Origin of the sequence: Microbacterium gubbeenense DSM 15944 (assembly GCF_000422745.1) — a bacterium.
GTDB lineage: Bacteria > Actinomycetota > Actinomycetes > Actinomycetales > Microbacteriaceae > Microbacterium > Microbacterium gubbeenense.
Genome location: NZ_KE383914.1, coordinates 222,423 through 247,730, shown reverse-complemented (window position 1 = coordinate 247,730; position 25,308 = coordinate 222,423). Strand labels below are relative to the sequence as shown.

Annotated in this window: 22 protein-coding genes and 1 tRNA gene; 9 read left to right on the top strand and 14 right to left on the bottom strand. The window is 68.6% G+C overall.

Annotation, left to right across the window (positions count from 1 at the left end):
- Nucleotides 1-233 precede the first annotated feature (233 nt).
- Nucleotides 234-321 (top strand) — tRNA-Ser (locus G510_RS0114500).
- Between the two features lie 84 nt (nucleotides 322-405).
- On the opposite strand, the gene G510_RS0114495 is transcribed toward G510_RS0114500, so the two are convergent.
- Nucleotides 406-714, bottom strand: coding sequence for a hypothetical protein (locus G510_RS0114495; RefSeq protein WP_029154196.1), 309 nt, complete (start codon nucleotides 712-714; stop codon nucleotides 406-408).
- A gap of 255 nt (nucleotides 715-969) precedes the next feature.
- On the opposite strand from G510_RS0114495, the gene G510_RS17245 reads away from it, so the two are divergent.
- On the top strand, nucleotides 970-2,031 hold the full coding sequence (locus G510_RS17245) for a magnesium and cobalt transport protein CorA (RefSeq protein ID WP_051216809.1): 1,062 nt from the start codon (nucleotides 970-972) through the stop codon (nucleotides 2,029-2,031).
- A gap of 4 nt (nucleotides 2,032-2,035) precedes the next feature.
- Here the strand turns inward: G510_RS17245 and G510_RS0114485 are convergent, their stop codons facing one another.
- Together G510_RS0114485 and radA are read right to left on the bottom strand one after the other, a co-directional pair.
- On the bottom strand, nucleotides 2,036-2,764 hold the full coding sequence (locus G510_RS0114485; protein WP_029154195.1) for a DsbA family oxidoreductase: 729 nt from the start codon (nucleotides 2,762-2,764) through the stop codon (nucleotides 2,036-2,038).
- A 38-nt stretch (nucleotides 2,765-2,802) separates the two neighbouring features.
- Nucleotides 2,803-4,167 carry a DNA repair protein RadA gene (radA, locus tag G510_RS0114480; RefSeq protein WP_029154194.1) on the bottom strand — a complete coding sequence of 455 codons (1,365 nt, stop codon included), beginning with the start codon at nucleotides 4,165-4,167 and terminating at the stop codon, nucleotides 2,803-2,805.
- A gap of 56 nt (nucleotides 4,168-4,223) precedes the next feature.
- Here radA and G510_RS0114475 point away from each other — a divergent pair, with 56 nt between their 5' ends.
- Together G510_RS0114475 and G510_RS0114470 are read left to right on the top strand one after the other, a co-directional pair.
- Nucleotides 4,224-4,577 (top strand): YchJ family protein, encoded by a 354-nt coding sequence (locus G510_RS0114475; RefSeq protein ID WP_029154193.1) that lies wholly within the window; start codon nucleotides 4,224-4,226, stop codon nucleotides 4,575-4,577.
- Nucleotides 4,578-4,598: 21 nt separating this feature from the next.
- Nucleotides 4,599-5,957, top strand: coding sequence for an MFS transporter (locus G510_RS0114470; RefSeq protein WP_029154192.1), 1,359 nt, complete (start codon nucleotides 4,599-4,601; stop codon nucleotides 5,955-5,957).
- On the opposite strand, the gene G510_RS0114465 is transcribed toward G510_RS0114470, so the two are convergent.
- The 6 genes from G510_RS0114465 to G510_RS0114440 all read right to left on the bottom strand — a co-directional run bounded on the left by G510_RS0114465 (nucleotide 5,958) and on the right by G510_RS0114440 (nucleotide 11,774).
- Nucleotides 5,958-6,368, bottom strand: a complete 411-nt coding sequence (locus G510_RS0114465; RefSeq protein ID WP_029154191.1) for an SseB family protein — start codon at nucleotides 6,366-6,368, stop codon at nucleotides 5,958-5,960.
- Between the two features lie 20 nt (nucleotides 6,369-6,388).
- Entirely contained in the window at nucleotides 6,389-7,060 is a 672-nt protein-coding gene (locus tag G510_RS0114460) for a hypothetical protein (RefSeq protein WP_029154190.1), read from the bottom strand.
- 9 nt (nucleotides 7,061-7,069) lie between these two features.
- Complete coding sequence (locus tag G510_RS0114455) at nucleotides 7,070-7,576, bottom strand: amino-acid N-acetyltransferase (protein ID WP_029154189.1); 507 nt, start codon at nucleotides 7,574-7,576, stop codon at nucleotides 7,070-7,072.
- Nucleotides 7,577-7,586: 10 nt separating this feature from the next.
- Complete coding sequence (locus G510_RS0114450; protein WP_051216808.1) at nucleotides 7,587-8,567, bottom strand: DUF4349 domain-containing protein; 981 nt, start codon at nucleotides 8,565-8,567, stop codon at nucleotides 7,587-7,589.
- Nucleotides 8,567-9,121 carry an RNA polymerase sigma factor gene (locus G510_RS0114445; RefSeq protein ID WP_029154187.1) on the bottom strand — a complete coding sequence of 185 codons (555 nt, stop codon included), beginning with the start codon at nucleotides 9,119-9,121 and terminating at the stop codon, nucleotides 8,567-8,569. Before G510_RS0114445 ends, G510_RS0114450 begins: the two co-directional genes overlap by 1 nt.
- Nucleotides 9,122-9,248: 127 nt before the next feature.
- On the bottom strand, nucleotides 9,249-11,774 hold the full coding sequence (locus G510_RS0114440) for an ATP-dependent Clp protease ATP-binding subunit (protein ID WP_029154186.1): 2,526 nt from the start codon (nucleotides 11,772-11,774) through the stop codon (nucleotides 9,249-9,251).
- 309 nt (nucleotides 11,775-12,083) lie between these two features.
- Here G510_RS0114440 and G510_RS0114435 point away from each other — a divergent pair, with 309 nt between their 5' ends.
- Genes G510_RS0114435 through G510_RS0114425 form a run of 3 tightly spaced genes read left to right on the top strand, consistent with a single transcriptional unit; the run spans nucleotide 12,084 to nucleotide 13,565 of the window.
- Nucleotides 12,084-12,818, top strand: coding sequence for a hypothetical protein (locus tag G510_RS0114435; protein ID WP_029154185.1), 735 nt, complete (start codon nucleotides 12,084-12,086; stop codon nucleotides 12,816-12,818).
- Entirely contained in the window at nucleotides 12,815-13,042 is a 228-nt protein-coding gene (locus tag G510_RS0114430; RefSeq protein WP_029154184.1) for a helix-turn-helix domain-containing protein, read from the top strand. The genes G510_RS0114435 and G510_RS0114430 overlap by 4 nt, the downstream gene beginning before the upstream one ends.
- A gap of 49 nt (nucleotides 13,043-13,091) precedes the next feature.
- Entirely contained in the window at nucleotides 13,092-13,565 is a 474-nt protein-coding gene (locus G510_RS0114425; RefSeq protein WP_029154183.1) for an acyl-CoA thioesterase, read from the top strand.
- Between the two features lie 12 nt (nucleotides 13,566-13,577).
- Here G510_RS0114425 and G510_RS17240 read toward each other — a convergent pair whose 3' ends face one another.
- From G510_RS17240 to G510_RS0114405, 4 genes are read right to left on the bottom strand one after another with little or no spacing between them, the layout of a single operon-like run.
- Complete coding sequence (locus G510_RS17240) at nucleotides 13,578-16,904, bottom strand: ATP-binding protein (RefSeq protein WP_051216807.1); 3,327 nt, start codon at nucleotides 16,902-16,904, stop codon at nucleotides 13,578-13,580.
- Nucleotides 16,901-17,593 carry a DUF4194 domain-containing protein gene (locus G510_RS0114415; protein ID WP_029154182.1) on the bottom strand — a complete coding sequence of 231 codons (693 nt, stop codon included), beginning with the start codon at nucleotides 17,591-17,593 and terminating at the stop codon, nucleotides 16,901-16,903. Before G510_RS0114415 ends, G510_RS17240 begins: the two co-directional genes overlap by 4 nt.
- A complete protein-coding gene (locus G510_RS17235; RefSeq protein ID WP_051216806.1) occupies nucleotides 17,586-19,040 on the bottom strand; it encodes a DUF3375 family protein in 1,455 nt (484 codons plus the stop codon). The genes G510_RS0114415 and G510_RS17235 overlap by 8 nt, the downstream gene beginning before the upstream one ends.
- 59 nt (nucleotides 19,041-19,099) lie before the next feature.
- A complete protein-coding gene (locus G510_RS0114405; protein ID WP_029154181.1) occupies nucleotides 19,100-20,872 on the bottom strand; it encodes a cation:proton antiporter in 1,773 nt (590 codons plus the stop codon).
- 94 nt (nucleotides 20,873-20,966) lie between these two features.
- Here G510_RS0114405 and G510_RS0114395 point away from each other — a divergent pair, with 94 nt between their 5' ends.
- Nucleotides 20,967-23,042, top strand: coding sequence for an acyltransferase family protein (locus G510_RS0114395; protein ID WP_084644423.1), 2,076 nt, complete (start codon nucleotides 20,967-20,969; stop codon nucleotides 23,040-23,042).
- Nucleotides 23,043-23,133: 91 nt separating this feature from the next.
- On the top strand, nucleotides 23,134-24,171 hold the full coding sequence (locus G510_RS0114390) for an LLM class flavin-dependent oxidoreductase (RefSeq protein ID WP_029154179.1): 1,038 nt from the start codon (nucleotides 23,134-23,136) through the stop codon (nucleotides 24,169-24,171).
- Nucleotides 24,172-24,183: 12 nt separating this feature from the next.
- Here G510_RS0114390 and G510_RS0114385 read toward each other — a convergent pair whose 3' ends face one another.
- Nucleotides 24,184-25,290, bottom strand: a complete 1,107-nt coding sequence (locus G510_RS0114385; protein WP_029154178.1) for a Gfo/Idh/MocA family protein — start codon at nucleotides 25,288-25,290, stop codon at nucleotides 24,184-24,186.
- Nucleotides 25,291-25,308 lie beyond the last annotated feature (18 nt).

The following is a 25,308-nucleotide window of genomic DNA, read 5'->3' as shown; positions in this document are numbered from 1 at the left end:
GTCGGATCTCCATGTGGTCGGCGGCACCACTGCCGCGCAGCCTGAGCGCCCTTCGTCGGGCGCGAAATGTTGGTCGTTACGCGACACAGTCAATAGGCACTCACAAACGCACGTCAAGGGACTTTTTTCGCATAACGCACATGATCGAACATTTACGTCGAGGCGACGCGCCCTCAGCCGATCCCCAGCCACCAGATTTTGTGCGTTGGTCACCGATCCGTAAGCTTGATCTCGGTGACGTGTCCGAGCGGCCGAAGGTACAACACTCGAAATGTTGTGTAGGGCAACCTACCGCGGGTTCAAATCCCGCCGTCACCGCCAGAGAAAATCCCCCGCGATTCCTTGAAATGACAAGGATCGCGGGGGATTTTTCTATCCTCAGTGATGTCCGGCTCTTCGTTGCGCCTACTTCGGCGCAGGTGTCAGCTGGTTGAGCATATGGCGCACGGCACCGAGGACGATGAGGCCGACGGTCGCGCTGATCGCCACGATGAACAGGACATCGACCCAAGCTTCCAACTCGCCAACGAGCGACGCGTCGTCGGCCGGCGGATCCCACACATCGGTGGGGTCGAGCGCCCGTTGCCAGACCATCACACTGATGATCGCGATCCATGAAATCACTGCCACTACGTTGAGCAGGATGGTGTGGGGAGCGATCCGCACGGATTGTGTGGATTCGAGCGGTGTCACCGCGTCTTGGCTGGTCGTCACGTGTTCAGCATATTGGTGAAGCTCGTCGAATTATCGACGAATCTCAGCACACGGCGACGCCCGCGGCAGAACGCACGCGACTGCGGTTCTCGGCGTTAGCACCGACGGAGCTGCGGTGCTCCGCACCTGGCCCGCAAGTGCGGCATCGTCACTGCCGAGATCGCCATTGAAGGCTCGCTCAATCCCTTGAAATGACAGGGATCGCGGGGGAATCTTGCGATACGCTGAGCTCCCGCGACGCGAAGGGTGGGCCCGATGTCTCTGCCTCGGAACGGATTTCGGCGGCCGCCGCGCGCAACCGTCGAGATGAAACCTGCGCGCACGCGCATCACACGGTACGTCTCCGACGGGCGCGCCGAGGAGCCGCCCGCGAACGCCTCGGTCGCAGACGGCCTCGCATACGCGGCCGATGGATCCGACCGGCTTGCGCTGTTTCTCTACATGCGCCCCTCTCCCGAGGACATCGCGGAACTCGCCTCGGCGTGGGACCTACACCCGCTGCTCGTCGAAGACCTCGTGCACGCCGGGCAGCGCCCCAAACTCGAGCGATACGGCGACGTGCTGTTCCTCGTGGTGCGCTCGGCCCACTACATCGACGCCAAGGAAGAGGTCGATTTCGCCGAGTTCCATGTTCTGGTGCGCCCAGGCGCGGTCGCTGTCGTGTGCCAGGACGGCACGTGGATCGACGGCACCGACAGCATCAACCTGACCGACGAGCGCGCCCTGCTCCCGGACGAGAACGTGCTCGCGCACGGTGCGGAGGCCGTCGTGTATCGCCTGATCGACGCGATCGTCGACGGGTACTCCCCCGTGCTGCAGGGTATCGCGGTCGACAAGGAGCAGATCGAACGCCAGGTCTTCAGCGGCGACGCGACGGTCGCGGAACGCATCTACCGCCTGAGCCTCGAGGTCATCGATATGCAGCACACGACCTCGGCCCTCGCAGAGGTGATCGACTCGCTGCACAGCGGATTCGGGAAGTACGGCGTCACTGAGCACCTCCAGACCTACCTGCAGGACGTCTCGGACCATCTGACGCGCGCAAATACGCTCGTCCTCGAGTACCGAACGGCGCTCTCGCAGATCCTCGACGTCAACGCGACGCTCGTCGCGCAGCGTCAGAACGAGGACATGAAGAAGATCTCGGGCTGGGCGGCGATCCTGTTCGCGCCGACGCTCATTGCGGCGGTGTACGGCATGAACTTCGACGTGATGCCCGAGCTGCACTGGGCGTTCGGCTATCCGGTTGCCGTCGGTCTCATGGTGCTGTTCGCCGCGGTGCTGTTCGTGCTGTTCAAGTGGCGGAAGTGGATGTAGTGCCTCAGACCGCGCAGCCGTCCGGCCCGCAGGTCTCGCCCTCGGCGCCCACGACGTTCAGGGGCTGCACCGGCTTCGGGTTGAGTTCGTCGTAGACCTGGGTCAGCGCCTGCTCGAACACCTCGGCCGGCTGCGCACCCGAGACGCCGTACCGGCCGTCGAGAACGTAGAACGGCACGCCCTGGATGCCGAGCTGACCGGCGCGTGCCACGTCGTCCTTGACCTCCTTGTCGAAGGCATACGGATCTGACACGACGCGCTGCGCAACCTCCTCGCTGAGGCCCGCTGCGACCACGACCGCCTTGAGGGCTTCGAGGTCGCCGACGTCGAGCCCCTTCTGGAAGTACTCGACGAGCAGCGCTTCGACGACCTGCGCCTGCACGCCCTCCGCGGCAGCGGCCTGGATCATGCGGTGCGCCGCCCACGTGTTCGACGGCACGACGGCGTCGTGGTCGAACTCGAAGCCGAGTTCGCTGCCGGACGCGCTCAGGTGCTGGTGACTGGCCTCGAGCCTCGCCGGGTCGAGACCGCGCCCCGCCAGGTACTCGCTCTGCGTCATCGTCGCGCGGTCGGGCGCGTTCGGATCGAGCTGGTACGAATGGAATCGCACGTCGACGGCATCGCCGAACGGCAGCTTCTCGATCACGCTGTCAAGGCGGCGCTCACCGAGGGCGCACCACGGGCACGCCACATCGAGCCAGACATCGATTCCGAGGCGGGTCGTTTCACTCATATTCAGTGCAACTCACCGCCCACGCACGTTGTTCCCGCTCAGAACTCGGGGATGTCATCGTCGGTGCGTCGCGCGCGCGGTTTCGGCGCGCGGTCTTTGGCAGCGGCGAGCGCAGCTGACACGGTCGACGCGCGCTCGTCGATCACGCGCGTGTAACCCAGGCGCTTCGCCTCGGATCGGCGCTGCGGTGCCTGAGTCACCGGCCGCACCTCCCCCGCGAGCGAGAGCTCGCCCGCGACCGCGACATCGCGCGGCACCGACCAGTCTCTGATCGCCCCCGCCACGGCGATCGCGATCGCCAGGTCGGCCGCCGGCTCGGTGAACCTGACCCCGCCGACCGTGGACACGTACACGTCGACGTTGCTCGTGGTGATCTTCGCCCGACGCTCGAGCACCGCCAGTACCATCGCCACGCGCGCCGAATCGACGCCCTGCACGATGCGCCGTGGGTTGGGCGCGCCGGACGACACCGCCAGCGCCTGCACCTCGACCGGCAGCGCGCGCTTGCCCTCCATCGAGATGCCGACGCACGTGCCCGCGACGGGCTCGCCCTGCGAGAGGAACATGCTCGACGGATCTGGAACCTCGCGGATACCGTCGCCCGCCATCTCGAAGCAGCCCACCTCGTCGGTCGGGCCGAACCGGTTCTTCAGCGCGCGGACGAAGCGCAGAGCCGTCTGACGGTCGCCCTCGAAGTGACAGACCACGTCAACGAGGTGTTCGAGCACGCGCGGCCCCGCGACGTTCCCGTCTTTCGTGACGTGCCCGACGAGGATCACCGGCAGCCCGCGATCCTTCGCCACACGGATCAGCGTCGACGCCACCGCTCGCACCTGGCCCGGCATGCCCGCCGCGCCGTCGATCTCGGCGGAGGCGACGGTCTGCACCGAGTCGACGATCACGAGCTCGGGTTTGACCTCGTCGATATGCCCGAGCACCGTGCCGAGGTCGACCTCGCTCGCCAGGAACAGCTCGTCGTGCAACGCGTTCGTGCGCTCGGCCCGCAGCCGCACCTGCGCCACCGATTCCTCGGCGCTGACGTACAGCACGCGCCGCCCCTCCTTGGCCGCCCGGGCCGCGACCTCGAGCAGCAGCGTCGATTTGCCGACGCCCGGCTCGCCCGACAGCAGAATCGCCGCGCCCGGCACGATGCCGCCGCCCAGCACCCGGTCGAACTCGCCGACGCCGCTCTTCCGACGGGGCGCGTCGGATGTCGAGATCTGCGTGATCGGCCGAGCCGCCGACCGGGGCGCCAGCGCCTTGACGCCCGTCGACACCGACGCCGCACCCTGCTCTTCGACCGTGCCCCACTGCTGGCACTCACCGCACCTGCCGACCCACTTCATCGACGTCCACCCGCACTCGGTGCAGACGTATGCCGGGGTCGCGCGCTTCGAAGCCATGCGTCCAGGCTATTCGTGACCCCCGACATTCCTCTGGGCCGCGCGAGAATGGATCCATGGAGACCTGCCCCTGCGGAAGCCCCGACTACGAGACCTGCTGCGGTCCGCTGCACCGCGGCGAGCGTGACGCGGCAACAGCCGAGGAGCTGATGCGGTCGCGATACTCGGCGTTCGCGAAGCAGGATCCGTTCTACCTCGCCCGCACCTGGCACCCGCGCACGCGGCCCGACGACGTGTCGGCGGATCCGTCGCTCGCCTGGACCGGTCTCTCAATCGTGTCGTCCACCGAGGACACGGTGGACTTCGTCGCGCGGTACACGGACGCGTCGGGGGCCGGCGAGCTGCGCGAGCACTCCCGCTTCGCGCGCCGCGGAGGCCGCTGGGTGTACGTCGACGGCGACGTCAACTGATTCCCGGCGTACGCTTTCGGCGTGGCCTCTCCTACGCGGATCCTCTGGATCGCGATCCTCGCGTCGTTCGTATCATTCCTCGACGGCACGATCGTCAACGTCGCACTCCCGGCGATCGACCGGGAGCTCGGCGGCGGATTGTCGACCCAACAATGGGTCGTCGACGGCTACCTCATCACGCTCGGCGCCCTGATGCTGCTCGCGGGATCCGTCAGCGATGCCTTCGGCCGCGCACTCGTGCTGCGGATCGGGCTCGTCGGGTTCGGCATCGCATCGGTCGCGATCGCTCTTGCGCCGGATCCGCTGATCCTCATCATCGCGCGGCTCGTGCAGGGCGCGGCCGGCGCCTTCCTCGTGCCGAGCTCGCTCGCGCTCATCACCTCGGCGTTCTCGGGAGCGGCTCGTGCCAAGGCGATCGGCACCTGGACGTCGTTCACGACCGGGGCGATGGTGGTCGGGCCCCTCATCGGCGGGGTGCTCGTCGACCTCGCGAGTTGGCGCTTCGCGTTCCTCATCAACGTGATCCCGATCGCGGTGACGCTGTGGCTCGTGCGCCGGGTGAAGGATCCGGAGCGGCGGCCCGATGCCCGCATCGACATCATCGGCGCCCTGATGTGCACGCTCGGGCTCGGCGGCATCGTGTACGCGCTCATCGAGGAGCCGCGGTTCGGGTGGCTGCACCCGGCGATCCTCGTGACCGGGGTCGGCGGCGCCCTCCTCTTCGTGCTGTTCCTGTTGCGGCAGCGGACGGTGCGATCTCCGATCCTGCCCCTCGGCCTCTTCCGCGTGCGCAACTTCTGGACGGGCAACGTCGCGACCATGTTCGTGTACGCCGCGCTCTCGCTCAACGGTTTCGTGCTCGCGATCTACCTGCAGGAGGGCGCCGGGCTGTCGGCCACGCTCGCGGGGCTCGCGAGCCTGCCGGTCACGATCCTCATGATCCTGCTCAGCTCGCGCGTCGGCGCCCTCGCCGGCCGGTGGGGCGCGCGGGGGTTCATGACGGTCGGGCCGCTGGTCATGGCGGTCGGCTCCGCGATGCTGCTTCTGGTCGGGTCGTCGTTCGACTACTGGTGGCAGGTGCTGCCCGGGATGGTCGTGTTCGGGCTGGGCCTGACGATCACCGTGTCGCCGCTCACTTCGACGATCCTCGGCGCGATCGGCCCCGAGCAGAGCGGGATTGCGAGCGCCGTGAACAACGCGATCTCGCGCGTGGCCGGGCTGATCGCGGTGGCGATGATCGGCTCGGCGATCGGCGGATCGCTCGATCTCGACGGGTTCCACCGCTCGTGCCTGATCGTGTCGGCCCTGTTGGCAGCCGGCGGCGTCGTGTCGTGGCTCGGAATCCGCGATGCACAAAGACGCGAACCGGTCGGGCCCTGACTACGCCTCGAGCGCCCGCAACAGCTCCTCGGGCGGCGCCTGCATCGGGTGAGGCCCCGCGATGTCAAGGAACACCGTCGTGATCGTGTCGCGATACTGCTCGAGGAACGTCTTCAGCCAGTCGGGGCCGTATGCGGCGACCGTGGGCGGCAGGTTCTCGGGCTTGTTCGTCGCGTCGCTGAACAGCAGCAGCGCCACGTCTCCGGTCTTCTGGTCGCGGAACGTCCACACCTCGCCCGAGTCGAGCGGATTGTCGCGCGCGCCCGGAGAGATCAGCGGAACGATCGTCTTCCCATTGCGCAGCGCGAGCGCGATCGCCGCCATGTCCTGCTTCTCGAGTGCTTGCGCGAGCGCCTCGGAACGGAACTCGGCGGGATCCATGGGCACCGGCTTCTTGCGCTTCTTCGCCATGCCAGAAGCCTACCGACCAGCTACAGCGTGAAGCTCCGGGGCTCGGAGGAGACCTCGCCCAGGGTCACGGTGAGGTTGTAGGTCGCGCCGGCCGGGGCCGAGGGGCGCTCGTCGGCATCGCACGTGTTGTCGTACGACCGAGTGCGGTCCCAGACGAGAGCCTCTTCGGACTTCACGGTCTGGCCCGCCTCGAGCGTGACCCACTGATCGGTCGGATCCGCCTGGCAGTCGCTCGAGCGCCACCGTACGTCCGCGCCGCTCGAGATCTCGAACCGCTGCACGGTCGTTCCGACGTTGACGACGCAGTCGACGCCCCCGACGTTCGTGAGCGACATCGCGAGCTTGGGGTCGTCGTCGGCACCGTACTCGGTCTTGTTCGTGACCGCGGCGAGCTCGAGCGCGCCGGCCGCGCAGGCCTCCGGCTCGGGTTCCTCGGTCGCCTCCGGCGTCGGCTCCGCGTCGCCGCCGCCGCGCGCGGTCGGATACACCGTTGGAGTCGGATCAACCGTCTCCTCCGCCGCAGGCTCTCCCGAGACGAACGGGAGGTTCTCCCACGGCTTCTCCGTGATGAGCCAACGGATCCCGAACACGATACCGATCACGACCGCCGCGAGCAGGATCAGCGTGAGGCACCCGACGGCGAGCCGACGCCGCCGATAGACCACCTTCGACGATCTCCGCTTCGCGCTCACCGATCCAGCCTAAGTGAGGTGCTTGAGCATCCTGGTGTTGCCGAGCGTGTTCGGCTTCACGTGCGCCAGGTCGAGGAACTCGGCGATGCCCTCGTCGGGGCTGCGCACGAGCTGCGAGTACACGTCCGGCGACACGACGTGCTCACCGATCTCGGTGAACCCGCGGCGCGCGAAGAACGCTGTCTCGAACGTCAGGCAGAACAGGCGGGTGACGCCAAGCTCGCGCGCGACGACCTCGAGCGCTTCGACGAGTCGCCGTCCGACGCCACGGTGCAGCCATTCGTCGGAGACGAGCAGGGTGCGCACCTCGCCGAGGTCTTCCCACATGACGTGGAGCGCGCCGCAGCCGATCACCGTATCGTGCTCGTCGACCGCGACGAGGAACTCCTGCGTGGCCTCATAGAGCACCACGAGATCCTTGCCGAGCAGGATGCGACGGTCGACATAGGGCTGAAGCATCGCGTGCACCGCCGCCATATCGGCAGCGCGGGCTGGGCGCACGGTGAAGTCGGTCATCGCGGCAAGATTACTCGGGCCGCCTGACAGCGCGCTTGTGGCGTCGGTGAACCAGTCGCACGATCAGCCAGACGACGAACGCCACGACGCCCACTGCACCAACCCACGGGAGCACCGCACCGATCACCACGATGAGGCCGCCCAGGAAGCCGACAAGCGCGTTCCACCCTGCGACGAGTCCGTCGCCGAAGCCGTTCGGATCCACGTTCGCCGATGCGGACCGTGTCAAGTCGACGCTGAGCGTCGACATCGCGACCTGGTCTCCGAGCCGGTCGTACTCGCGCTGCAGCGACTCGAGCTCGGCCTGCCGCTCCGACAGGGCCTGTTCGGCCTGGAGCAGGTCGCCGACGGATCCGGCCTTCGCCATCAGCTCACCCAGACGGTCGACGGATGCCTGCAGCGAATCGATCCGCGCCTCGAGGTCGACGCTCTGTCCCGTGACGTCCTCCGACGACACCTCCTCGCGCTCGACGTCGCCCAGCTCGGCGAGCGACGCACGCACGGCGTCCAGGTCGTCCGCGGGGATCCGCAGGGTGATCCACCCGTATCCCGCGTCCCCCGAATCCTCGTCGCCCGAAGATCCGAGGCCCTCGACGTAGCCGCCGTGCTCGTCGGCGAGGTCCGACAGCGCGTCGGTGGCGGCCTGCACGTCGTCGACGACGATGCTCGCTGTGCCGGTGCGGATCACCTGGCGCTCGGTCTCGACGGCGGCCTCCGCGTCGGCGCTCTCGGGCGCGGCCTGTTCCGCGGCCCCGCCCGAAGCGGAATCGTATGCGCCGCTCAGCCCGTTCTGCTGCACGACCGGCACGATGACGATCGCGCCCGCGACGACGGCGGCCGCGGCGAGGCCCGCCCCGACCCAGCCCCGACGCTTCTTCGCGCGCGTCCGCGCCGTCTGACGCTCGCGGCCGATGTCGTCCATCACGGCGCGCTCGATGCGCAGCACGGACTCGTCCGACAGCTCGGGCAGATCCCGTTCGATCTCGCTCATCATGCTTCCTCCCTCACGACGGAACGCAGGCGCGTTCGGATTCGAGAGAGACGATTGCGCACGGATCCGTGGGCGATGCCGAGCTCGTCGGCCGCCGCTTGGTAGGCGTACCCCTCGGCGATGCAGAGCTCGAAGACGCGCCTGTCGGCGGCCGACATGTCGGCCACTTCATCGGCGATGCGCGCCGCGAGATCGCGGTCGATCACCTGCTGCGCGACGTCGACCGTGTCGGGGTGGCGCTCGTCGACGGATCCTGCGACGTGCTCGCGCTCGCGGCGACGCGCGCGGATCCGGTTCGCCGCCACGAAGCGGCAGATCGTCGCGAGCCACGGCAGCGCGGAGTCGCCCGCGAGCTCAAGCCCGCGCACCTTCTGCCACGCCGTCGCGAACGTCTCCTGCGCCGCATCTTCGGCGTCGCTCCGGTCTCCGAGGAGCCCGTGCGCGATCCAGAACACCGGGCGCACATAGGCCCGAAACAGCTCGCGGAACGCCAGCGCGTCGCCCCTCGCGGAGGCCGCGACGAGCTCGGCGTCGCTTCTTCCCTGTGCGTGCATCGATCCATCCACCCCTTTGGGATATCGTCTCTCACCCTGCACAGTGTCCGGAAGTCTCGGATCGTCTCAGAACTCGCGAAAACGCCCCGCCACCCTGAGAGGGCGACGGGGCGTTCTGCGATGAGGCTTACTCGCCTGCCGCGAGCTCCGGCGTGGACGGGATGTCGCCGCCGGTGTTCACGCCGACCGAGATCCGCTCGCCGCGGAGCTCGTTGTGGAACGTGAACTCGCCGTCGACGAAGTCGACCTTGATGTGGTGACCCGACTCGAGCTCGCCCGAGAGCATCAGCTCGCTGAGGCGATCCTCGATCTCGCGCTGCATCGCCCGGCGGAGCGGGCGCGCACCGAGCGCGGGGTCGAAGCCGATCTCGATGAGGCGCTCCTTAGCCGGCTGCGACAACTCGATCGACATGTCGCGGTCGAGCAGGCGCTCGCCGAGGCGCTTGAGGAACAGATCCACGATCTGCAGCAACTCGGTCTTCTTCAGCTGCGGGAAGACGATCACATCATCGACGCGGTTGAGGAACTCGGGCTTGAAGTGCCGCTTCAGCTCTTCGTCGACCTTGCCCTTCATGCGCTCGTAGCTCGTCTTCTCGTTGCCCTCGATCTGGAAGCCCATCGGGCCGCCGGCGATCGCCGACGAACCGAGGTTCGTCGTCATGATGATCACGGTGTTCTTGAAGTCGATGATGCGGCCCTGACCATCGGTCAGACGACCCTCCTCGAGGATCTGCAGCAGCGAGTTGAAGATGTCCGGGTGGGCCTTCTCGATCTCGTCGAACAGCACGACCGAGAACGGCTTGCGGCGCACCTTCTCGGTGAGCTGGCCGCCCTCTTCGAACCCGACGAATCCGGGAGGGGCACCGAACAGACGCGAGACGGTGTGCTTCTCACCGAACTCCGACATGTCGAGGCTGATCAGCGCGTTCTCGTCGTCGAAGAGGAACTCCGCGAGAGCCTTCGCCAGCTCGGTCTTGCCGACGCCCGTGGGGCCGGCGAAGATGAACGAGCCCGAGGGGCGCTTCGGATCCTTCAGGCCCGCACGCTGGCGACGGATCGTCTTCGACAGGGCCGAGATGGCCTCTTCCTGACCGATGACGCGCTCGTGCAGCGCCCGCTCCATGAAGACGAGACGGCTGGTCTCCTCCTCGGTGAGCTTGAACACCGGGATGCCCGTCGCCTGCGCCAGCACCTCAGCGATCAGGCCCTCGTCGACGACCTCCTTCGACTCGATGTCGCCGGAGCGCCACTGCTTCTCGAGGCGCAGGCGCTCGCCGAGCAGCTTCTTCTCCTCGTCACGGAGGGAGGCGGCCTTCTCGAAGTCCTGCTCCTCCGACGCGGTCTCCTTCTGCTCGCGCACCTTGGCGATCTTCTCGTCGAACTCGCGCAGCTCGGGCGGGCTCGAGAGGATCGACAGACGCAGGCGAGCGCCGGCCTCATCGATCAGGTCGATCGCCTTGTCGGGCAGGAAGCGATCCTGAACGTAGCGGTCGGCCAGGTTCGCCGCGGCGACGAGCGCGCCGTCGGTGATCTGCACCTTGTGGAACGCCTCGTAGTGGTCGCGCAGGCCCTTGAGGATGTTGATCGTGTGCGGGAGCGACGGCTCCGACACCTGAATCTGCTGGAAGCGGCGCTCGAGCGCGGCATCCTTCTCGAAGTGCTTGCGGTACTCGTCGAGCGTCGTCGCGCCGATCGTCTGCAGCTCTCCGCGAGCGAGGAGCGGCTTCAGGATGTTGGCGGCGTCGATCGCACCCTCCGCGGCACCCGCGCCGACGAGCGTGTGGATCTCGTCGATGAAGACGATGATGTCACCGCGCGTGCGGATCTCCTTGGTGACCTTCTTCAGGCGCTCCTCGAAGTCACCGCGGTAGCGGGATCCGGCGATGAGCGAGCCGAGGTCGAGGGAGTAGACCTGCTTCTCCTTCAGCGTCTCGGGCACGTCGCCCTTGATGATCGCCAGCGCGAGCCCCTCGACGACGGCGGTCTTGCCGACGCCGGGCTCGCCGATCAGTACGGGGTTGTTCTTGGAGCGGCGCGACAGGATCTGCATGACGCGCTCGATCTCCTTCTCGCGCCCGATCACCGGGTCGAGCTGGCCGTCGCGCGCCGCCTGCGTGAGGTTGCGTCCGAACTGGTCGAGAACCTGAGATCCGCCCTTGCCGCCCTGTTCGTGCTGCTCCTGGCCGCTCGTCGAGACGCCCACGGGCTCCTTGCCCTGGTACCCGCTGAGCAGCTGGATGACCTGCTGTCGCACCTTGTTGAGGTCTGCGCCGAGCTTCACGAGCACCTGGGCGGCGACGCCCTCGCCCTCGCGGATCAGGCCGAGCAGGATGTGCTCGGTGCCGATGTAGTTGTGGCCGAGCTGCAGCGCCTCGCGCAGCGACAGCTCGAGCACCTTCTTCGCGCGGGGCGTGAAGGGGATGTGGCCGGTCGGCTGCTGCTGACCCTGGCCGATGATGTCCTGCACCTGCTCGCGCACGGCATCGAGCGAGATGTCGAGGGCCTCGAGGGCCTTGGCTGCGACGCCTTCGCCCTCGTGGATCAGCCCGAGCAGGATGTGCTCCGTGCCGATGTAATTGTGGTTGAGCATCTTCGCCTCTTCTTGGGCGAGCACAACCACGCGACGGGCACGGTCGGTGAACCTCTCGAACATGTCACTCCTCCGGGCACTTGACGGTTCGGCACGGCACGCGCGAACGCGCCGTGTCTCTACGGTAATCAGCGTTCGCCCCCTCGGGAGCCGTGTTCGCCGTGGGCATATCCGCTTCGCGGCGTACCCGCGTGCACGACGACGGCGCTTGCCGCCGACTTCCGATCTCGACGGTTCGAATCCGCGAGTCAGCCGACGATCTGCCGTAGTTGTGCTCCCGGAGCACAGAGTTATCGATATTCGTTGTTATCGTTTATCGTGAACATCGGCGGAATGCATGACCGTGCATCACCAGAACTCGCGGGAGCTCACATGACGATCGGCGGAACTAACCTCACGGAAGGCCTGGGATTCCTCGGTATCGGAATCGCCATAGTTGCGGTGGTCGCGCTCGTCATATGGCTGACAGCGCGGAGGCGCGGAACGAGCGGCATCGCACTGGGTGCCACTCTCGCGATCGCTCAGGTGTGGCTCTTCCTTCTGGTGATCGCGATCCCGTTCGCGCTGTACAACACATTGATCGCGCCAGAACTCTCCGTAACGGTTCACGAATCGCAGATGTGGCCGGTTCATTTCCCTGCCACGCCAACCACGCTGCCGGCCGTGCTTGACGGATCCTTCGGGGACTCCAGTATCACCGTTGTCGGCACTACTCTCGGGCCGAGGGCCGTGCTTGCGGCAGCACAGATCGCACAGATCGCGGTCCTCGCGGCGCCCGCCGTCATGTTCTCGGTAGCGATGAAGCACGCTCTCGACGGATCGCCGTTCGCCCCCGCCGTGCCGCGATGGTTCATCATCGGGGGTGTCCTGCTGCTCGTAGCCGGTGGCGCCGAAGCGCTCCTCTCTGAAATCGGCAATGTGCTCGCCGCTTCCGAGGTGTACCCCATCGATACGACGTCGTCGGCGAGCTTCACTCTCGGTGAAAGCCCGCACTTCCAGCTCATATTCCCGTGGTGGCCATTGCTCGCTTCACTCGTCTGTGCGGCCCTCGCGGCGGTGTTCCGCCACGGCGCGCGTCTGCAGGAAGACACCGAGGGGCTCGTGTGACCCCCGCTGGAGCAGACCTTGCCGGGATCCACTGCCGCCTCGACGAGTTACTCGCGACGCGCGGAATGACACTCACGGCCCTCAGCGACGCGGTCGGCGTCAGCATCGTCAACCTCTCGGTACTGAAGAATGACCGCGCGAAGGCGATCCGCTTCTCGACCCTCATCGCGATCTGCGGCGCGCTCGACTGCGAAGTCGGGGATCTGCTCGTCCGCGTACAGTGACGCGAAACCCGAGTTGGCGCCGCCCGGCACGGCAGGACACCATTGGTGCATGCGCGTGCACATTCCCGTTCAGCGGCGGTGGGGCGATCAAGATGCTCTCGGCCACATCAACAACGTCAGCCTGCTGAAGATCCTGGAGGAGGCGCGGCTGCGCGCGTTCTGGCGCGAGGGCAACGCTGACGACAGCCCTGTCGCCGTATTCGACGACGACACTGTCTCGACGGGCGGCAGCTTTGCGACACTCGTCGCACGCCAGGAGATCGAATACCTGCTGCCCGTTCCGTACGCCCGGGATCCGTTGGACGTGCAGCTCTGGATCGGGCGTCTCGGAGGCTCGACCGCCGAGATCTGTTACGACGTGATGAGCCCCGCGAGCGATGCGGATCAGGTGCTCTACGCGCGTTCAACGGTCGTCGTCGTGCTCGTCGACACCACCACGGGCCGCCCTGCCCGCCTGCCGCAGGACATCCGCGCCGCGTGGGAGCCGTATGTCGACGACCCGATCACGTACCGCAAGCGCTGATGCGACCGCGCGTCAGCCCTCGGCGTCGCGGAACTCCGTGATGAACGAGTAGCCGGCCGGGGTCTTCGTCACCGCCAGGTTCAGGCCCATATGCGGCTCGAGCGCCGTCACCTTGTCGAGCGGTGCCACGACGATGAGCTGGAAACCGAGGCCGAGCCAGGCGCCGATCGCTCGGCCCGTGAACGCACTGTCGGCCTTCACGAAGCCCTCATCGAGGAACACCGGCGCGAACCGCGGCCACGAGCGCGTCTGGTCGCCGAGCTGATAGCGCAGCGCGGCGCCGACCACGAACGCGACGAGCTCCTGCGACTCGCCGCCCGACTTGTCGCCGAGCGTCGAGTAGGTCGAGACCACGCTGCCGTCCGGATCCACGCGGCTCGCCGTGATCTCAATGTGGCGGCGCACGTCGAGCAGCTCGTCGCGCTGCGCATTCACACCGTCTTCCGGCAGATCGATCACGTCGATGAACTCCTGCAGCTCGGCGAAGCGCCGGTCGGCCTCCTCGTCGGTCCACTCGACGATCTCGGCGCGCGCCAGGGCGTTCAGCTGCTGCTTCACCCGCTCCACGCGCTCGGGGTGCAGGTGCCGCATCTCAATGCGCAGGCGGTCGGTGTCCGACGCGAATGCCAGCCCCGAGAGGATCTCGTCGACCGGATCCAGCCGCTCGCGGATGCTCTGCAGCGCATGCCCGAACGAATCGCTCAGCATCTTCAGGTCGGTCGCCGACACGTCGCGGATGTGCCGGCGGAACTCGAGCCGGTGCTGCGACAGCTTGTCGCGCGCGATCTCATCGTAGATGGCCTGGTACTCCTCGTACGCCTCGATCGAGGTGCCGCGGTTCGGATCCGGCCACCGCTCGTCGTACGCGCGGAAGATGCGCTCGAGCGCCTCCCGTGCGGCGTGCAGGGCCGCGTTCTCGCGGCGGATCCCCTGCCTCAGCTCGTCGCGCAGCCGCACCGCCACGCGCGCGAACGTGTCGGACGTGACCTCCGGATCCACGCGCGCGAGCTCGCGATCGAGGTGCTGCTGGTCCTCCTCCGACAGCGAGATCTCGCTATCCAGGCTCTCGAGATCGGTGAACAGCGCGTCCTGGCGATCGACGAGCGCGCCCCACGCCGAGTTGAGCTCATCGAGGTCGGCCTCGGCGCGGAACCGCGCGCGGCGCGCGGCCTCGAGCTGTTCCTCCGCTTCGACCAGGCGCTCCGCGGCATCCGAGAGGGTGCCAGACTCGGCCAGCACTGTCTCGCGCTGCGTCTTCAGGCCCGCGACGGCCGCCTCGGCGCTGGTCTGATCGATCGACTCCCACGACGCGTCCTCGATCCGCCGATACGCCTCGGCGTACCGCTGAACGTCGTCCTGCTCCCGCTCGCACGCGACCCTCGCCCGCTCGCGCTCGGCGATCTGCTCGTCGAACGACGCGAGATCGACCTCGACGTCGCCGCGCCTGCTCACATTCGAGAAACCGAGGATCCCGCGCTCGCGCGGGTCGCGACCGTGCGCGCCGCGACGCCCATCGGACGTCTGCCCCGCGATCGTCACGCCCGGGGTGGATCCACCGAGCTCCGAAGCCTGGCCGACGCAGAGGTGGTCGCGCGCGACGACCTGTCGCCGGACCCAGCCGGCGAACGGCGAGTCTCGGAAGGCGAGGCGGCCCGAGATGAACCGCTCGTCGTCCGGATTCGCGGCGCCCTCATCGAGGTCGACGCCCTCGAAGCGCACGCGGCGCTCGAGGCGCACGCCGTCGATCGCCTGCCGGATCTGCGCCTGCCGCCGCTCGTCCATCAGCAGCGTCATGCCGATGCCCGACAGCGTCGCCTCGGCCGCGAGGCGCCACTCGTCGAACTCGGGGCGCACGTCCATCAGCTCGGCGGCGAACGGGAGGTCGGCCGGATCCATTCCCGCCGCGCTCGCGATCGCCTGCCGCGCCCGGTCGAACGCGTCGGGGATCCGGCTGCCGCGCGCCCGCATCGACTCCAGCTCTGCCGCCGTCTCGCGCTTCTTCCGGCGCAGCTCGCCGACCGTGATGACCTCTTCGTCGCGCCGGCGCTTGATGTCGGCGAGCCGTTCATCGACGGTGCCGAGGAAATCGCGCGCAACGCCGCGGACCGAGGCGAAGGCCTCGGACGTCGGGAGGGTCGCGCCGATCGGCTCCAGCCGGGCGAGCAGCGTGCGGCGCGCGTCGGCTACCTGCTCGGCGCGCACCTCGGCCTCGCTGATCCGCGCGTCGAGGCGGGACAGCTGACCGCCGCCGCCCTCTTCGCGCTGCTGCTTCAGGTCTTCGACCTCGACCCGCAGGGCCGCTTCGGCGGCGCGCGCCGAGGTCACCGCCGACTTCGCCGCGTCCCGCGACTCGCGGTTCTGCGCCTCCTGCTCGTCGACGAGGCGCTGCTCGGTGCGCACCTGCCAGAGGCGGAAGGGCGTCGGGGCCTGCGGATCCGCCGCGACCCCGTATCGGTCGAGGCGCCCTGCCCGGTCCTTGGCCGCCTCGTAGTCGGCGTAGAGCGCCGCGATGTCGGCGAGCATGCGCTCCTTCGCCTCGGCCGTCTGGAGCGATTCGTGGCTCTGCCTCAGCGCGTGGAACTGCTCGAGCACGGCGTCGGCGGCTTGGAAGGTCGACGGGCGCTCGAGCACCATCTCCTTGAACAGACGGTCGACCGTGCGCACCTGGTGGCCAGCCTGGATCCGCGCGAGCAGTCGCAGCGCGTTGTCGCTGTCGCCGCCCTCGCCGATGCCGAGGCGCGCGGCGACCGCGTACAGGAAGTCCTGCGTCGTCTCGTGGTGCTTGAGCCCCGGGAACGCGGCCCGCATCGCGCGCGGATCGAACCGCGAATCGGCGAAATCGGCGACGGCTCCCAGGTCGAACGGTCCGTCGATCGTCAGGTGCCGCGTGCGCACGTCGACGCTGCGCCCGGCGTTCGCCGGCGCGAAATAGGTGCGGATCGCAGAATGCTGGCGACCGGATCCGTCGACGAACGTCGCCGCGACGGCGCCCCACGCGCTCGTTCCCTCGCCGCGCAGCACCTTGTCGACACCGCCGACCGAGTCGCTCTTGCCGCGCAGGTAGGTGAGCACGTTGCGCTGATCCATGCCGCGAGCGCGGCCGACCGTGGCATCGTTCGAGGCGCCGTTGAACGGCACCGTCGCCGGCATCATGAGGGCCGTATACGCGTCGAGCAGGGTCGACTTTCCGGTTCCGGAGCCGCCTGAGATCAGCGTCGCCTCGTCATCGAAGCGCGTCGTGTGCAGCCCGTGGAACCCGCCCCAGTTGATGACCTGCAGGCTCTCGATGCGCCACTGCGCGGTCTCGTCGTCGTACCCGGCGATCAGCAGGTCGCTCATTCGCCGTCCTCCTCGTCGATGTCGTCAGATGCTGCGGGCCGCACCGCATCCGGGCTGTTCTGCTCCTTCAGCCACGCGTGCAGCTCGTGCAGCCGGTCGATCGAGAGCATGCGCTCGATCACGTCCGAGATCACGAACCGGTCGTCGGATCCCGCCTTCGCGAGCACACCGGATCGCACGAGCGCGTCGACGGCGGCCGCGGACCGCTTCTGGTCGCCCGCCTGGTCCGTCGCGCTCGAGGGACGGAACGTGTCGATCCCCGCGATCAGCTCGTCGCGATCCACGTGCGCGCGGGGCAGGCCGCTGCCGCGCGCCGCGAGGTGTCGCTGGCGCAGCACGACGAGCAGGATCGTCTCCTCGCGCGTGAACGCAGCGTCGCGCAGGAGCGGGGGCACGGATCCGAATTCTCCCGAGCGGATCTGCACCTTGTACGCGATGCCGCGCTCGCGGTCGATCACGAGGTCGAGGAACAGGTCGTTCAAGCGGCTCTTGATGACGCGCGAATCGCGCACGAGCGTCGCCCACTCGGCGCGATCATCGGTCACGACAGGGTGCTTCAGAATCACGACGAGGCAGCGCCGCTGGTCGAGGGTGAGCCCGCCGTCGTCGCCCTCGAAGAGGGTCAGGCGGGTGTCGTCGTGGTCGTCCTCGACGCTGACGGTCGGGGCGAACGCGGAATCGTCACTCATCGGTGGCCTCTCGTGACATGTCGGGGAGCTCGAACGTGCGGCGCGTGCCGTCGGGGCGCACCGCGCTCACGGTGCCGCCGGGTTCGCCCGCCAGCCGCCCGTGCGAGGCGAGGTAGGCGAGGCCGAACAGTTCGACGGGGCGTCGCAGGTCGTCCGGAAGCTGATTGAACGCGTTCGCGAGGGATCCGGCGCCGCCGGCGAGTGCGCGCTCGATGCCGTCGAGCGTTTCGGCGAGAAGCGGGCCGCCCTGCCGGCGCACGTCGCGGATCCGCGGGGCGTCGGGCCGCTCGCCGCTGACGTCGTCGAGCTTCGCCGCGGGCGCCGCGGAGGCGGGGTCGTAGAAGCGGGTGCGCAGGTGATCGATGTCGAGGCGCGTCGGCATCCATTCCATCGGCACCGCATCGCGCGGCCGGGCACCGCGCATCCACACGCCGAGCTCCTGCTCGATCGAGCGCAGCGTGCGCGTGAGCTCGCGCTCCTCGCCCGACGAGTACGACGACAGGTATTCGGCGAGCGACTGCGACGCGCGGCGCTGGCGCATCTGCACGTCGCGCAGCCCGCGGCGCAGCACCGCGTCGGCCGAGACGAAGTCTGCCCGCTCGTCGCGCGTCAGGGTGCGCGCGAACGGGTGCGCGACGATCGCGCGCAGATCCTCGCGGAACGCCTCGAGCAGGTTCTCGTCGCCGAGGATCGCGAGCGCCCCCTCGAACGCGCGTCCCTCCCGCGTCTGCGACGTCAGGTGCGCGCTCGCGGCGAGGTAGTCCCCCAGGACGTCCCCCTTCGGCCGCTCGTCCGCGCGAAAGTCGCGCACCATCTGCTCGTGGATCCGGTCGAGCGACTCCTCCACCCGGCGGAAGTCGCCCGGCAGCTGGTCGATGAGATCGACCAGGTCTCCGAATCCCTCGTGCATGCGGTCCTCGTCCGCCACCTCGACCGCGCCGCCCGCGCGGATCCGATCGCGCTCGGCCGTGAGCGCCTCGATCTCGGCGTCGAGCGCGGCGATGCGCGCGGTCTCGTCGGGCGTGGCCTCGACGGCCCAGCGGTGCACGGCGTCGACGATCGTCGTGAGTCGGGATTCGCTGATCAGCGCGCGCTCGCGCGCGAGCCCCTCGTGCATCTGCATCGCCGACAGCGACGCCGAGGTGAGCTCGTACGCCTCGCCGTCGTCGAGCGGCACGCGGCGCAGCCACTGGCTGTGCATCCACGACAGGCACAGCGCCCGGCCGTCCTCCTGGGCGGGGACGTCGTGACCGGCATCGCGCAGCTCGGCGAGGTAGGTCTCGACCTGCACGTGCAGCCGCTCGGCGCGCACCTGCTTCTGCTCCTGCGAGAACACCTCGCGGAACACGGCGACGACGATCGCGGCCCAGGGGCTGCGGACGAGGCTCAGCGCAGCGCCTTCCCGGGCGCGCTCGAGACGCGCGACATCGCGGGGAATCGAACTCACACTGCTCCTCTCGTACCGACCTCCGATCTTCTCACGCGCGAGAATCGGGATCCGCCGCCCTACTCCTTGCGGAAGGACCCGCGGGTGTCGAGGGCGAGCTCCTCGGCGTCCATCGCGTCAAACAGGTCGCGCATGACCTCCTCGCTGATGTTGCCGACGCGGCTCTGCTCGAGCGCAACCTTGCGGCGCACCGAGAGCCAGCCGCGCGAGAGCGCCTGGAGCTCGTCGTACGAGACCTGCTTCATGCGCCCGGCCGCCGCATCCTCCTGCACCTTGTCGAGGTCGTTCTCGCCGCTCGTGGCGCCCTGCTCGACCTTGAGCAGCCCTCGAGAGAAGCGGTTGAACGCCTCGCGACCGATCTCGCCGTGCGCGGCAACCCACCTCTCCTGCTTCACGCGCAGGTACTCGATGCCCGCCTCGTTGCTCAGCCTGCGCAGGCGCGCGACCTCGCGGTTGTCCCTCGCTGTCTGATCCTTCGATGTCACGCCGAGCCCCCGGATCAGCACCGGCAGCGTCAGACCCTGCACCAGCAGCGTGCCGACGGTGACGATGTATGCGACGGCGATCAACGTTTCGACATGCCCGTCGCCGATCGAATGATCGGTCAGTTCGGGGAGCGCGACCGCGAGCGCGAGGGTGACGACGCCGCGCATGCCCGACCACGAGATCACGATGCGCTCGCGCACGCTGAGCACCGGCTCGAGCACGCGCTGCTGGATCGCCTGGGTGGTCGGCTGCACCGACATGCTCGCGCGACGGGCGCGCGCCGCCGCGACAGGGCGTGCGCGTCTGCTCGTCGGATCCTTCTGGTGCGCTTCGACGGAATGCTTCCATCGGCGCAGCCGCAGGCGCTGCCAGAACTGCCCCCACGCGTACGATGCGAAGACGAATGCGGGGCGCATCAGCACGACGAGCGCGAAGACGACGAGGGCGACGACGAGCACACCGGATCCGTTGTGCTCGGTGACGGTGCGCCAGACGTCGGGGAACTGCAGGCCCACGTAGGCGAACACGAAGCTCTCGAGGATGAAGTCGACCGACCGCCACAGCGGCTTGTCGTGCTGGCGCTGCGCGTACGAGGTGCGCGGCGCGTTGTAGCCGACATAGAACCCCATGGCGACGACCGCGAGAACGCCCGATCCGTGCAGATGCTCCGCAAGGATGTATGCCCCGAACGGCATGAGCAGACCCAACGTGCTCGAGACGGTCGGATCATCCAGCCACAGGCGGATCGCGTGCAGCACGAAGCCGAATACGAGCCCTGCGCCGACGCCGACGACGACCGCGAGCACGAACTCCCACAGCCCCTGCCAGACCGTCACCGTGGCGCCGGCGGCGACCGCCGCGAACACACGCACGAGGGTCAGCGAGGTGGCGTCGTTGATGAGGCTCTCGCCGCTCAGCACGGTCATCACACGCCGGGGAAGCCCCAGCTTGCGTCCGATCGCCGCCGCCGACACGGCGTCGGGCGGCCCCACGATGGCACCGAGCAACAACGCCGCGGCGAATCCGATGTCGGGCAGCATCAGCCACGCCACAAGCCCCACGACCACCGTCGTCAGCGCGACGAGGCCGACGCCGAGCCGGCGCACGTGCGGCATGGCCTGTTTGAAGCTCGTGAACGACGCGTTGAGCGCCGCCGAGTAGAGCAGCGGCGGCAGCGTGGCCGTCAGCAGCAGCTCGCCGTCGATCTCGAGGTTCGGCACGAACGGCAGGAACGATGCGGCCAGCGCAACCGCCGTCACGACGAGCGGCGCGGGCCATCCCCGCCATCGCGCGAGGGCCGCGACCGCGACTGCTCCGGCGACGACGAAGATCAGGTCTACGCTCACTCTCTCAAGATTACGACGCGTCGCAACACACAGGACGCGCAGTATTCACTCTCAGCAATGTCACGAATCGATAACTATGGTTGGAGGGGTGACGATGACCGCGAGTCCAGGCGCGCCCGCGCCGGCGAAGCCGAGCACGTGGCGACCCGATATTCAGGGCCTGCGGGCGCTGGCCGTCATGCTCGTCGTGATCGCGCACGTCGGAACCCCGAACCTCGAGGGCGGGTTCATCGGCGTCGACGTCTTCTTCGTCATCTCCGGATTCCTCATCACCCAGCTGCTGTTGCGCGAAGTCGACCGCTCGGGCACCGTCAGCATCGCGCAGTTCTACGTTCGCCGCGCGCGGCGGATTCTGCCGGCGGCCACCGTCGTGACCGTGATCGTCGTGCTGTACGCGCTCGTCGCGCTGCCGCTCGGCCGACTGCATCAGACCACGGTCGACGCGGCCTGGACGAGCGTGTTCGCCGCCAACTGGCACTTCGCGCTGACGGGCACCGACTACTTCTCGACCGCGAGCCCGAGCCTGTTCCAGCATTACTGGTCGCTCGCGGTCGAAGAGCAGTTCTACCTGATCTGGCCATTGCTGGTCCTCCTGCTCGTTCCGCGCCTCGGGCGCCGCTCCTTCGTGATCCTCGCGGGGGTCGTGTTCGTCGGATCCCTCGCCTACTCGGTCTGGGCGACCGGCGCGGATCCTGAACCCACCTACTTCAACACCGCTGCTCGCGCATTCGAGCTGGCGGGCGGTGCACTGCTCGGATGCCTGATGTCGGGCCCCCTGACCTCGCGCTGGCGGCATCTCGCCGGCACGGCCGGCCTCGCGATCATCGTCGTCGCCACGATCGGGTTCGATGAGACCACGCCGTTCCCCGGATGGCAGGCACTCGTGCCGGTCGTGGGCACGGCACTGCTGCTCGCGGCCGGCCCCCGTACCTGGACGGGCCGGATCGCATCCTGCGCGCCCGCTCGCTACATCGGCGACATCTCTTTCTCGCTGTACCTCTGGCACTGGCCCGTCGCGATGGTCGTCGACTATCTCTTCCCCGAGACCACGCACCTCCTCGTGACGGCTCCGATCACGATCCTGGTCTCGCTCGCTCTCGCCTCGCTGACCTACCACTTCGTCGAGCAGCCGTTCCAGCACAAGCGCGTGCCCGTATTCTCCCGCGATAAGCGCACGCTGTGGCTCTGGCCCATCAGCGTTGTCGTCGTGCTCGCCGTCGCCTTCGGGTCCTCCGCGCTCGCGGACGCGCGCTACACCGCCGATCAGCGGGCCGCGCAGGACTACTTCGACGAGCACGGATACCAGAAGGTCGAGGGCGAAGATCTCGACGGCGTGCAGGAGGAGCTCGGCGAGGCGGTCGAAGTCGCCGAGTCCGGCGCGCCGATCCCGCCCGAGTACGACGCCGAGGCCCTGCAGGATGCGATGTGGACCGACATCGTCGACGGCGATTGCTACGCGTCGGAAGGTCAGCAGGACGCCGACGTGTGCTCCTATGGCGACATCGACGCCGACCAGACGATCGCGCTCGTCGGCGACTCGCACGCGGCGATGTGGCTGCCGGCGCTCGACATCATCGGCGAGGATCACGGATTCCGCGTCGTGCTGTTCGCCAAGATGTCGTGCGGGCCGTACACGGTCGTGCAGGACGGTCTCGGCCACAGCCACGAGGACTGCGACGCGTTCCGCGACTTCACCCGCGACGAGGTCGCGAAGCTGAAGCCCGATGCGGTGGTGCTCGGTGCGCGCGGCGAGCTCAACATGGCCGACCGCGAGGGCCTCACAGTCGACGAGCAGTGGAGCGAGGGCGTGACCGACGCGGTCGAGGTGTTCTCCGAGTCCTCCCCGCGCGTGATCTCGCTCGGAGATGTGCCGGCCCGGCCCGACGCCGAGCCCCAGGACTGCGTCGATGCCCCCGGCAGCGACCAGTCGGACTGCGTCGTGACGGGCGAGAGCGTCGAGCTGCACAGCAATGACATCACGCGCACGGCGGCAGAAGAGGCCGGGGCGGCCTACATCGATACCACCGAGTTCGTCTGCGCCGAGGACGGCTGCCCGCTGTTCGCCGGCGACACCCCGCTGTACGAGGACGACTCGCATCTGAACCGCCTCTGGGTCGAGCACCTCGCCCCCGCGTTCGGCCGTGAACTCGTCGCGATGCTCGACGACTGACCGAGTCCGAGTCAGTGCGGGTGCAGCACGGTCAGAGACGCACCACGTGGGACACGGAATAAGGGCCGCGGGGGCGGCGTTGGGGGTGGGGATGACTACCGCCTTCTCGATCCTCGATCTGGTCCCCGTGCGCACCGGACAGACCACCGCCCAGGCCATCGCCACGTCGATGACGCTCGCGAAGGCGGCCGACGATCTCGGCTTCCGCCGCTACTGGTTCGCTGAGCACCACAACATGCCGGCGGTCGCCTCGACGTCCCCGCCCGTCCTGATCGCGGCCGCGGTGACGCGGACGAAGCGGATCCGTCTCGGCTCGGGCGGCGTCATGCTGCCCAACCACGCCCCGCTCATCGTCGGGGAGCAGTTCGCCGCGCTCGAGGCGATCGCTCCCGGCCGTATCGATCTCGGCCTCGGGCGAGCCCCCGGCAGCGACCCCGTCATCACGCAGCTGCTGCACCGCTCCGGCACCACAAGCGATGCTCAGCAGTTCCCGGATCACGTGCAGGACATTATGCAGCTCATGAGCCCTGACGGTGCGACGGTGCGCTTCACATCGGGCGGCACGTACGACGTGCACGCGACGCCCGACGCGGCCGGATCCCCCGAGGTCTGGCTGCTCGGATCCAGCGACTTCTCTGCGAAGCTCGCGGCTCAGCTCGGGCTGCCGTACGTCTTCGCGAACCACTTCGCGGGCGACGGGGTCGAGCGCGCGATGTCGCTCTATCACCAGGAATTCCAGGCCTCCGAGCGGCACCCCGCTCCGGTCTCGTTCCTCACCGCGAACGTCGTGATCGCGCCCACCCAGGCCGAGGCCGAGGAGCGCGCGCTCCCCCAGCTGCGCCAGTTCGCGCGCCTGCGCTCGAACAAGCCGATGCGCAAGCTCGAGACGATCGACGAGGTCCTCGCGGATCCGTCGGACGCCCTCGAGGACTCGCTGATCCAGCAGAACCGGCAGCGCTGGTTCGTAGGCGAGCCGGCGGCGGTGGCGGATCAGCTGCGCGCGTTCGCCGAGCAGCACGGCGTCGACGAGGTCATGATCTCGCCGTCCGCGGGCGCCTACGCCTCAGAGCCTGCGGACGAGACGCCCGGCCGCCTCGCGACCCTGGAGCTGCTCGCCGGCGCGCTCTGACGCCGGGGCGCGTCAGCCGCGCAGCGTGTTCGCGTGGATCGCGGCGGTCGCGGCGGCAGGATCCGCGCCCGCCATCGACCGGTAGAACGGATCCTCGGGCGTCAGCTCGGCTCGAGCGACGGTGCGGCGCTCGAGCGCCGACTTGTACATCGCGGCGACGAGCTCGAGCGTGCGGCGTCCCTCCGCGACGAGCGGATCCGGGCGCGCGCCCCGCTCGAACGCGTCGATGACCGAGGCGAACGGCGGCAGGTGCGTGTTGCTCGAGACGTTCTCGGCGGGGGCCCAGCCGGATCCGTCGACGCCCGTCGCCGGCGTCACCGTCCAGTTGTCGTTGTCGTATCCGTACAGGTGCTCGAGCTCGAAGGAGCCGCGCTCGAAGTCGATGCGCACCTGGCTCGACTCGCGCGGCGAGAGCATGCTGTTCGTGATCGAGCACATGGCGCCGGATTCGAAGCGCACCGTCGCCATCGCGACGTCTTCCATCTCGGTCTCGCGGTCGAGGGTCGCCATCGCGGCCGAGATCTCGCTCCAGTCACCGAGGAGCGACAGGAGCAGGTCCATCTGGTGGATGCCGAGCCCCATCGTCGGCCCGCCGCCCTCGGTCTGCCACTTCCCGCGCCACGGTACGGCGAGGTACTCGGGCGGACGGAACCACAGCGTGTTGCACTGGGCGACGAGCGCGCGCCCGAGCTCGCCGTCGCGGATCAGCTCGCGCAGCCGCATCGCGGCGGATCCGAACCGATGCTGGAAGATGTACGACACGAACGGGCCGTTCTCGCCCTCGTGCTCAGCGATCTCGTCGTACTCGGCGAGCGAGAGCGTCGGCGGCTTCTCGGAGATCACCCACGCGCCGGCATCGAGCGCGGCGATCGCCTGCGCGCGGTGCGCGATCGGGGGCGTCGCGAGCACGACCACGTCGGGGCGCTCGGCCGCGAGCAGGCCAGGAAGGTCGTCGTAGACGGCGGGCACGCCGAACTCGTCGGCGGCTGAGCGCGCGGAGGCGGGATCCGTGTCTGTCACCGCGACGATCACGACGCGGTCTCCGAGGGCGGCGAGCGACGGGAAGTGCTGGCCCCGCGCAATCCCTCCGGTTCCGACGATGGCAACTCGGATCGACATGAATCCTCCTGTGATGGA

What these genes read in the sequence shown, in the direction of transcription:
- G510_RS0114455 (WP_029154189.1), bottom strand. Translation starts at nt 7,576, where the DNA reads ATGACCGACTTCACCGTGCGCCCAGCCCGCGCTGCCGATATGGCGGCG.
- G510_RS0114415 (WP_029154182.1), bottom strand. Translation starts at nt 17,593, where the DNA reads ATGAGTGACGATTCCGCGTTCGCCCCGACCGTCAGCGTCGAGGACGAC.
- G510_RS0114425 (WP_029154183.1), top strand. Translation starts at nt 13,092, where the DNA reads ATGCGCGTGCACATTCCCGTTCAGCGGCGGTGGGGCGATCAAGATGCT.
- G510_RS0114390 (WP_029154179.1), top strand. Translation starts at nt 23,134, where the DNA reads ATGACTACCGCCTTCTCGATCCTCGATCTGGTCCCCGTGCGCACCGGA.
- G510_RS0114450 (WP_051216808.1), bottom strand. Translation starts at nt 8,567, where the DNA reads ATGAGCGAGATCGAACGGGATCTGCCCGAGCTGTCGGACGAGTCCGTG.
- G510_RS0114445 (WP_029154187.1), bottom strand. Translation starts at nt 9,121, where the DNA reads ATGCACGCACAGGGAAGAAGCGACGCCGAGCTCGTCGCGGCCTCCGCG.
- G510_RS0114385 (WP_029154178.1), bottom strand. Translation starts at nt 25,290, where the DNA reads ATGTCGATCCGAGTTGCCATCGTCGGAACCGGAGGGATTGCGCGGGGC.
- G510_RS0114435 (WP_029154185.1), top strand. Translation starts at nt 12,084, where the DNA reads ATGACGATCGGCGGAACTAACCTCACGGAAGGCCTGGGATTCCTCGGT.
- G510_RS0114485 (WP_029154195.1), bottom strand. Translation starts at nt 2,764, where the DNA reads ATGAGTGAAACGACCCGCCTCGGAATCGATGTCTGGCTCGATGTGGCG.
- G510_RS0114475 (WP_029154193.1), top strand. Translation starts at nt 4,224, where the DNA reads ATGGAGACCTGCCCCTGCGGAAGCCCCGACTACGAGACCTGCTGCGGT.
- G510_RS17245 (WP_051216809.1), top strand. Translation starts at nt 970, where the DNA reads ATGTCTCTGCCTCGGAACGGATTTCGGCGGCCGCCGCGCGCAACCGTC.
- G510_RS17240 (WP_051216807.1), bottom strand. Translation starts at nt 16,904, where the DNA reads ATGAGCGACCTGCTGATCGCCGGGTACGACGACGAGACCGCGCAGTGG.
- G510_RS0114395 (WP_084644423.1), top strand. Translation starts at nt 20,967, where the DNA reads ATGACCGCGAGTCCAGGCGCGCCCGCGCCGGCGAAGCCGAGCACGTGG.
- radA (WP_029154194.1), bottom strand. Translation starts at nt 4,167, where the DNA reads ATGGCTTCGAAGCGCGCGACCCCGGCATACGTCTGCACCGAGTGCGGG.
- G510_RS0114465 (WP_029154191.1), bottom strand. Translation starts at nt 6,368, where the DNA reads ATGGCGAAGAAGCGCAAGAAGCCGGTGCCCATGGATCCCGCCGAGTTC.
- G510_RS0114440 (WP_029154186.1), bottom strand. Translation starts at nt 11,774, where the DNA reads ATGTTCGAGAGGTTCACCGACCGTGCCCGTCGCGTGGTTGTGCTCGCC.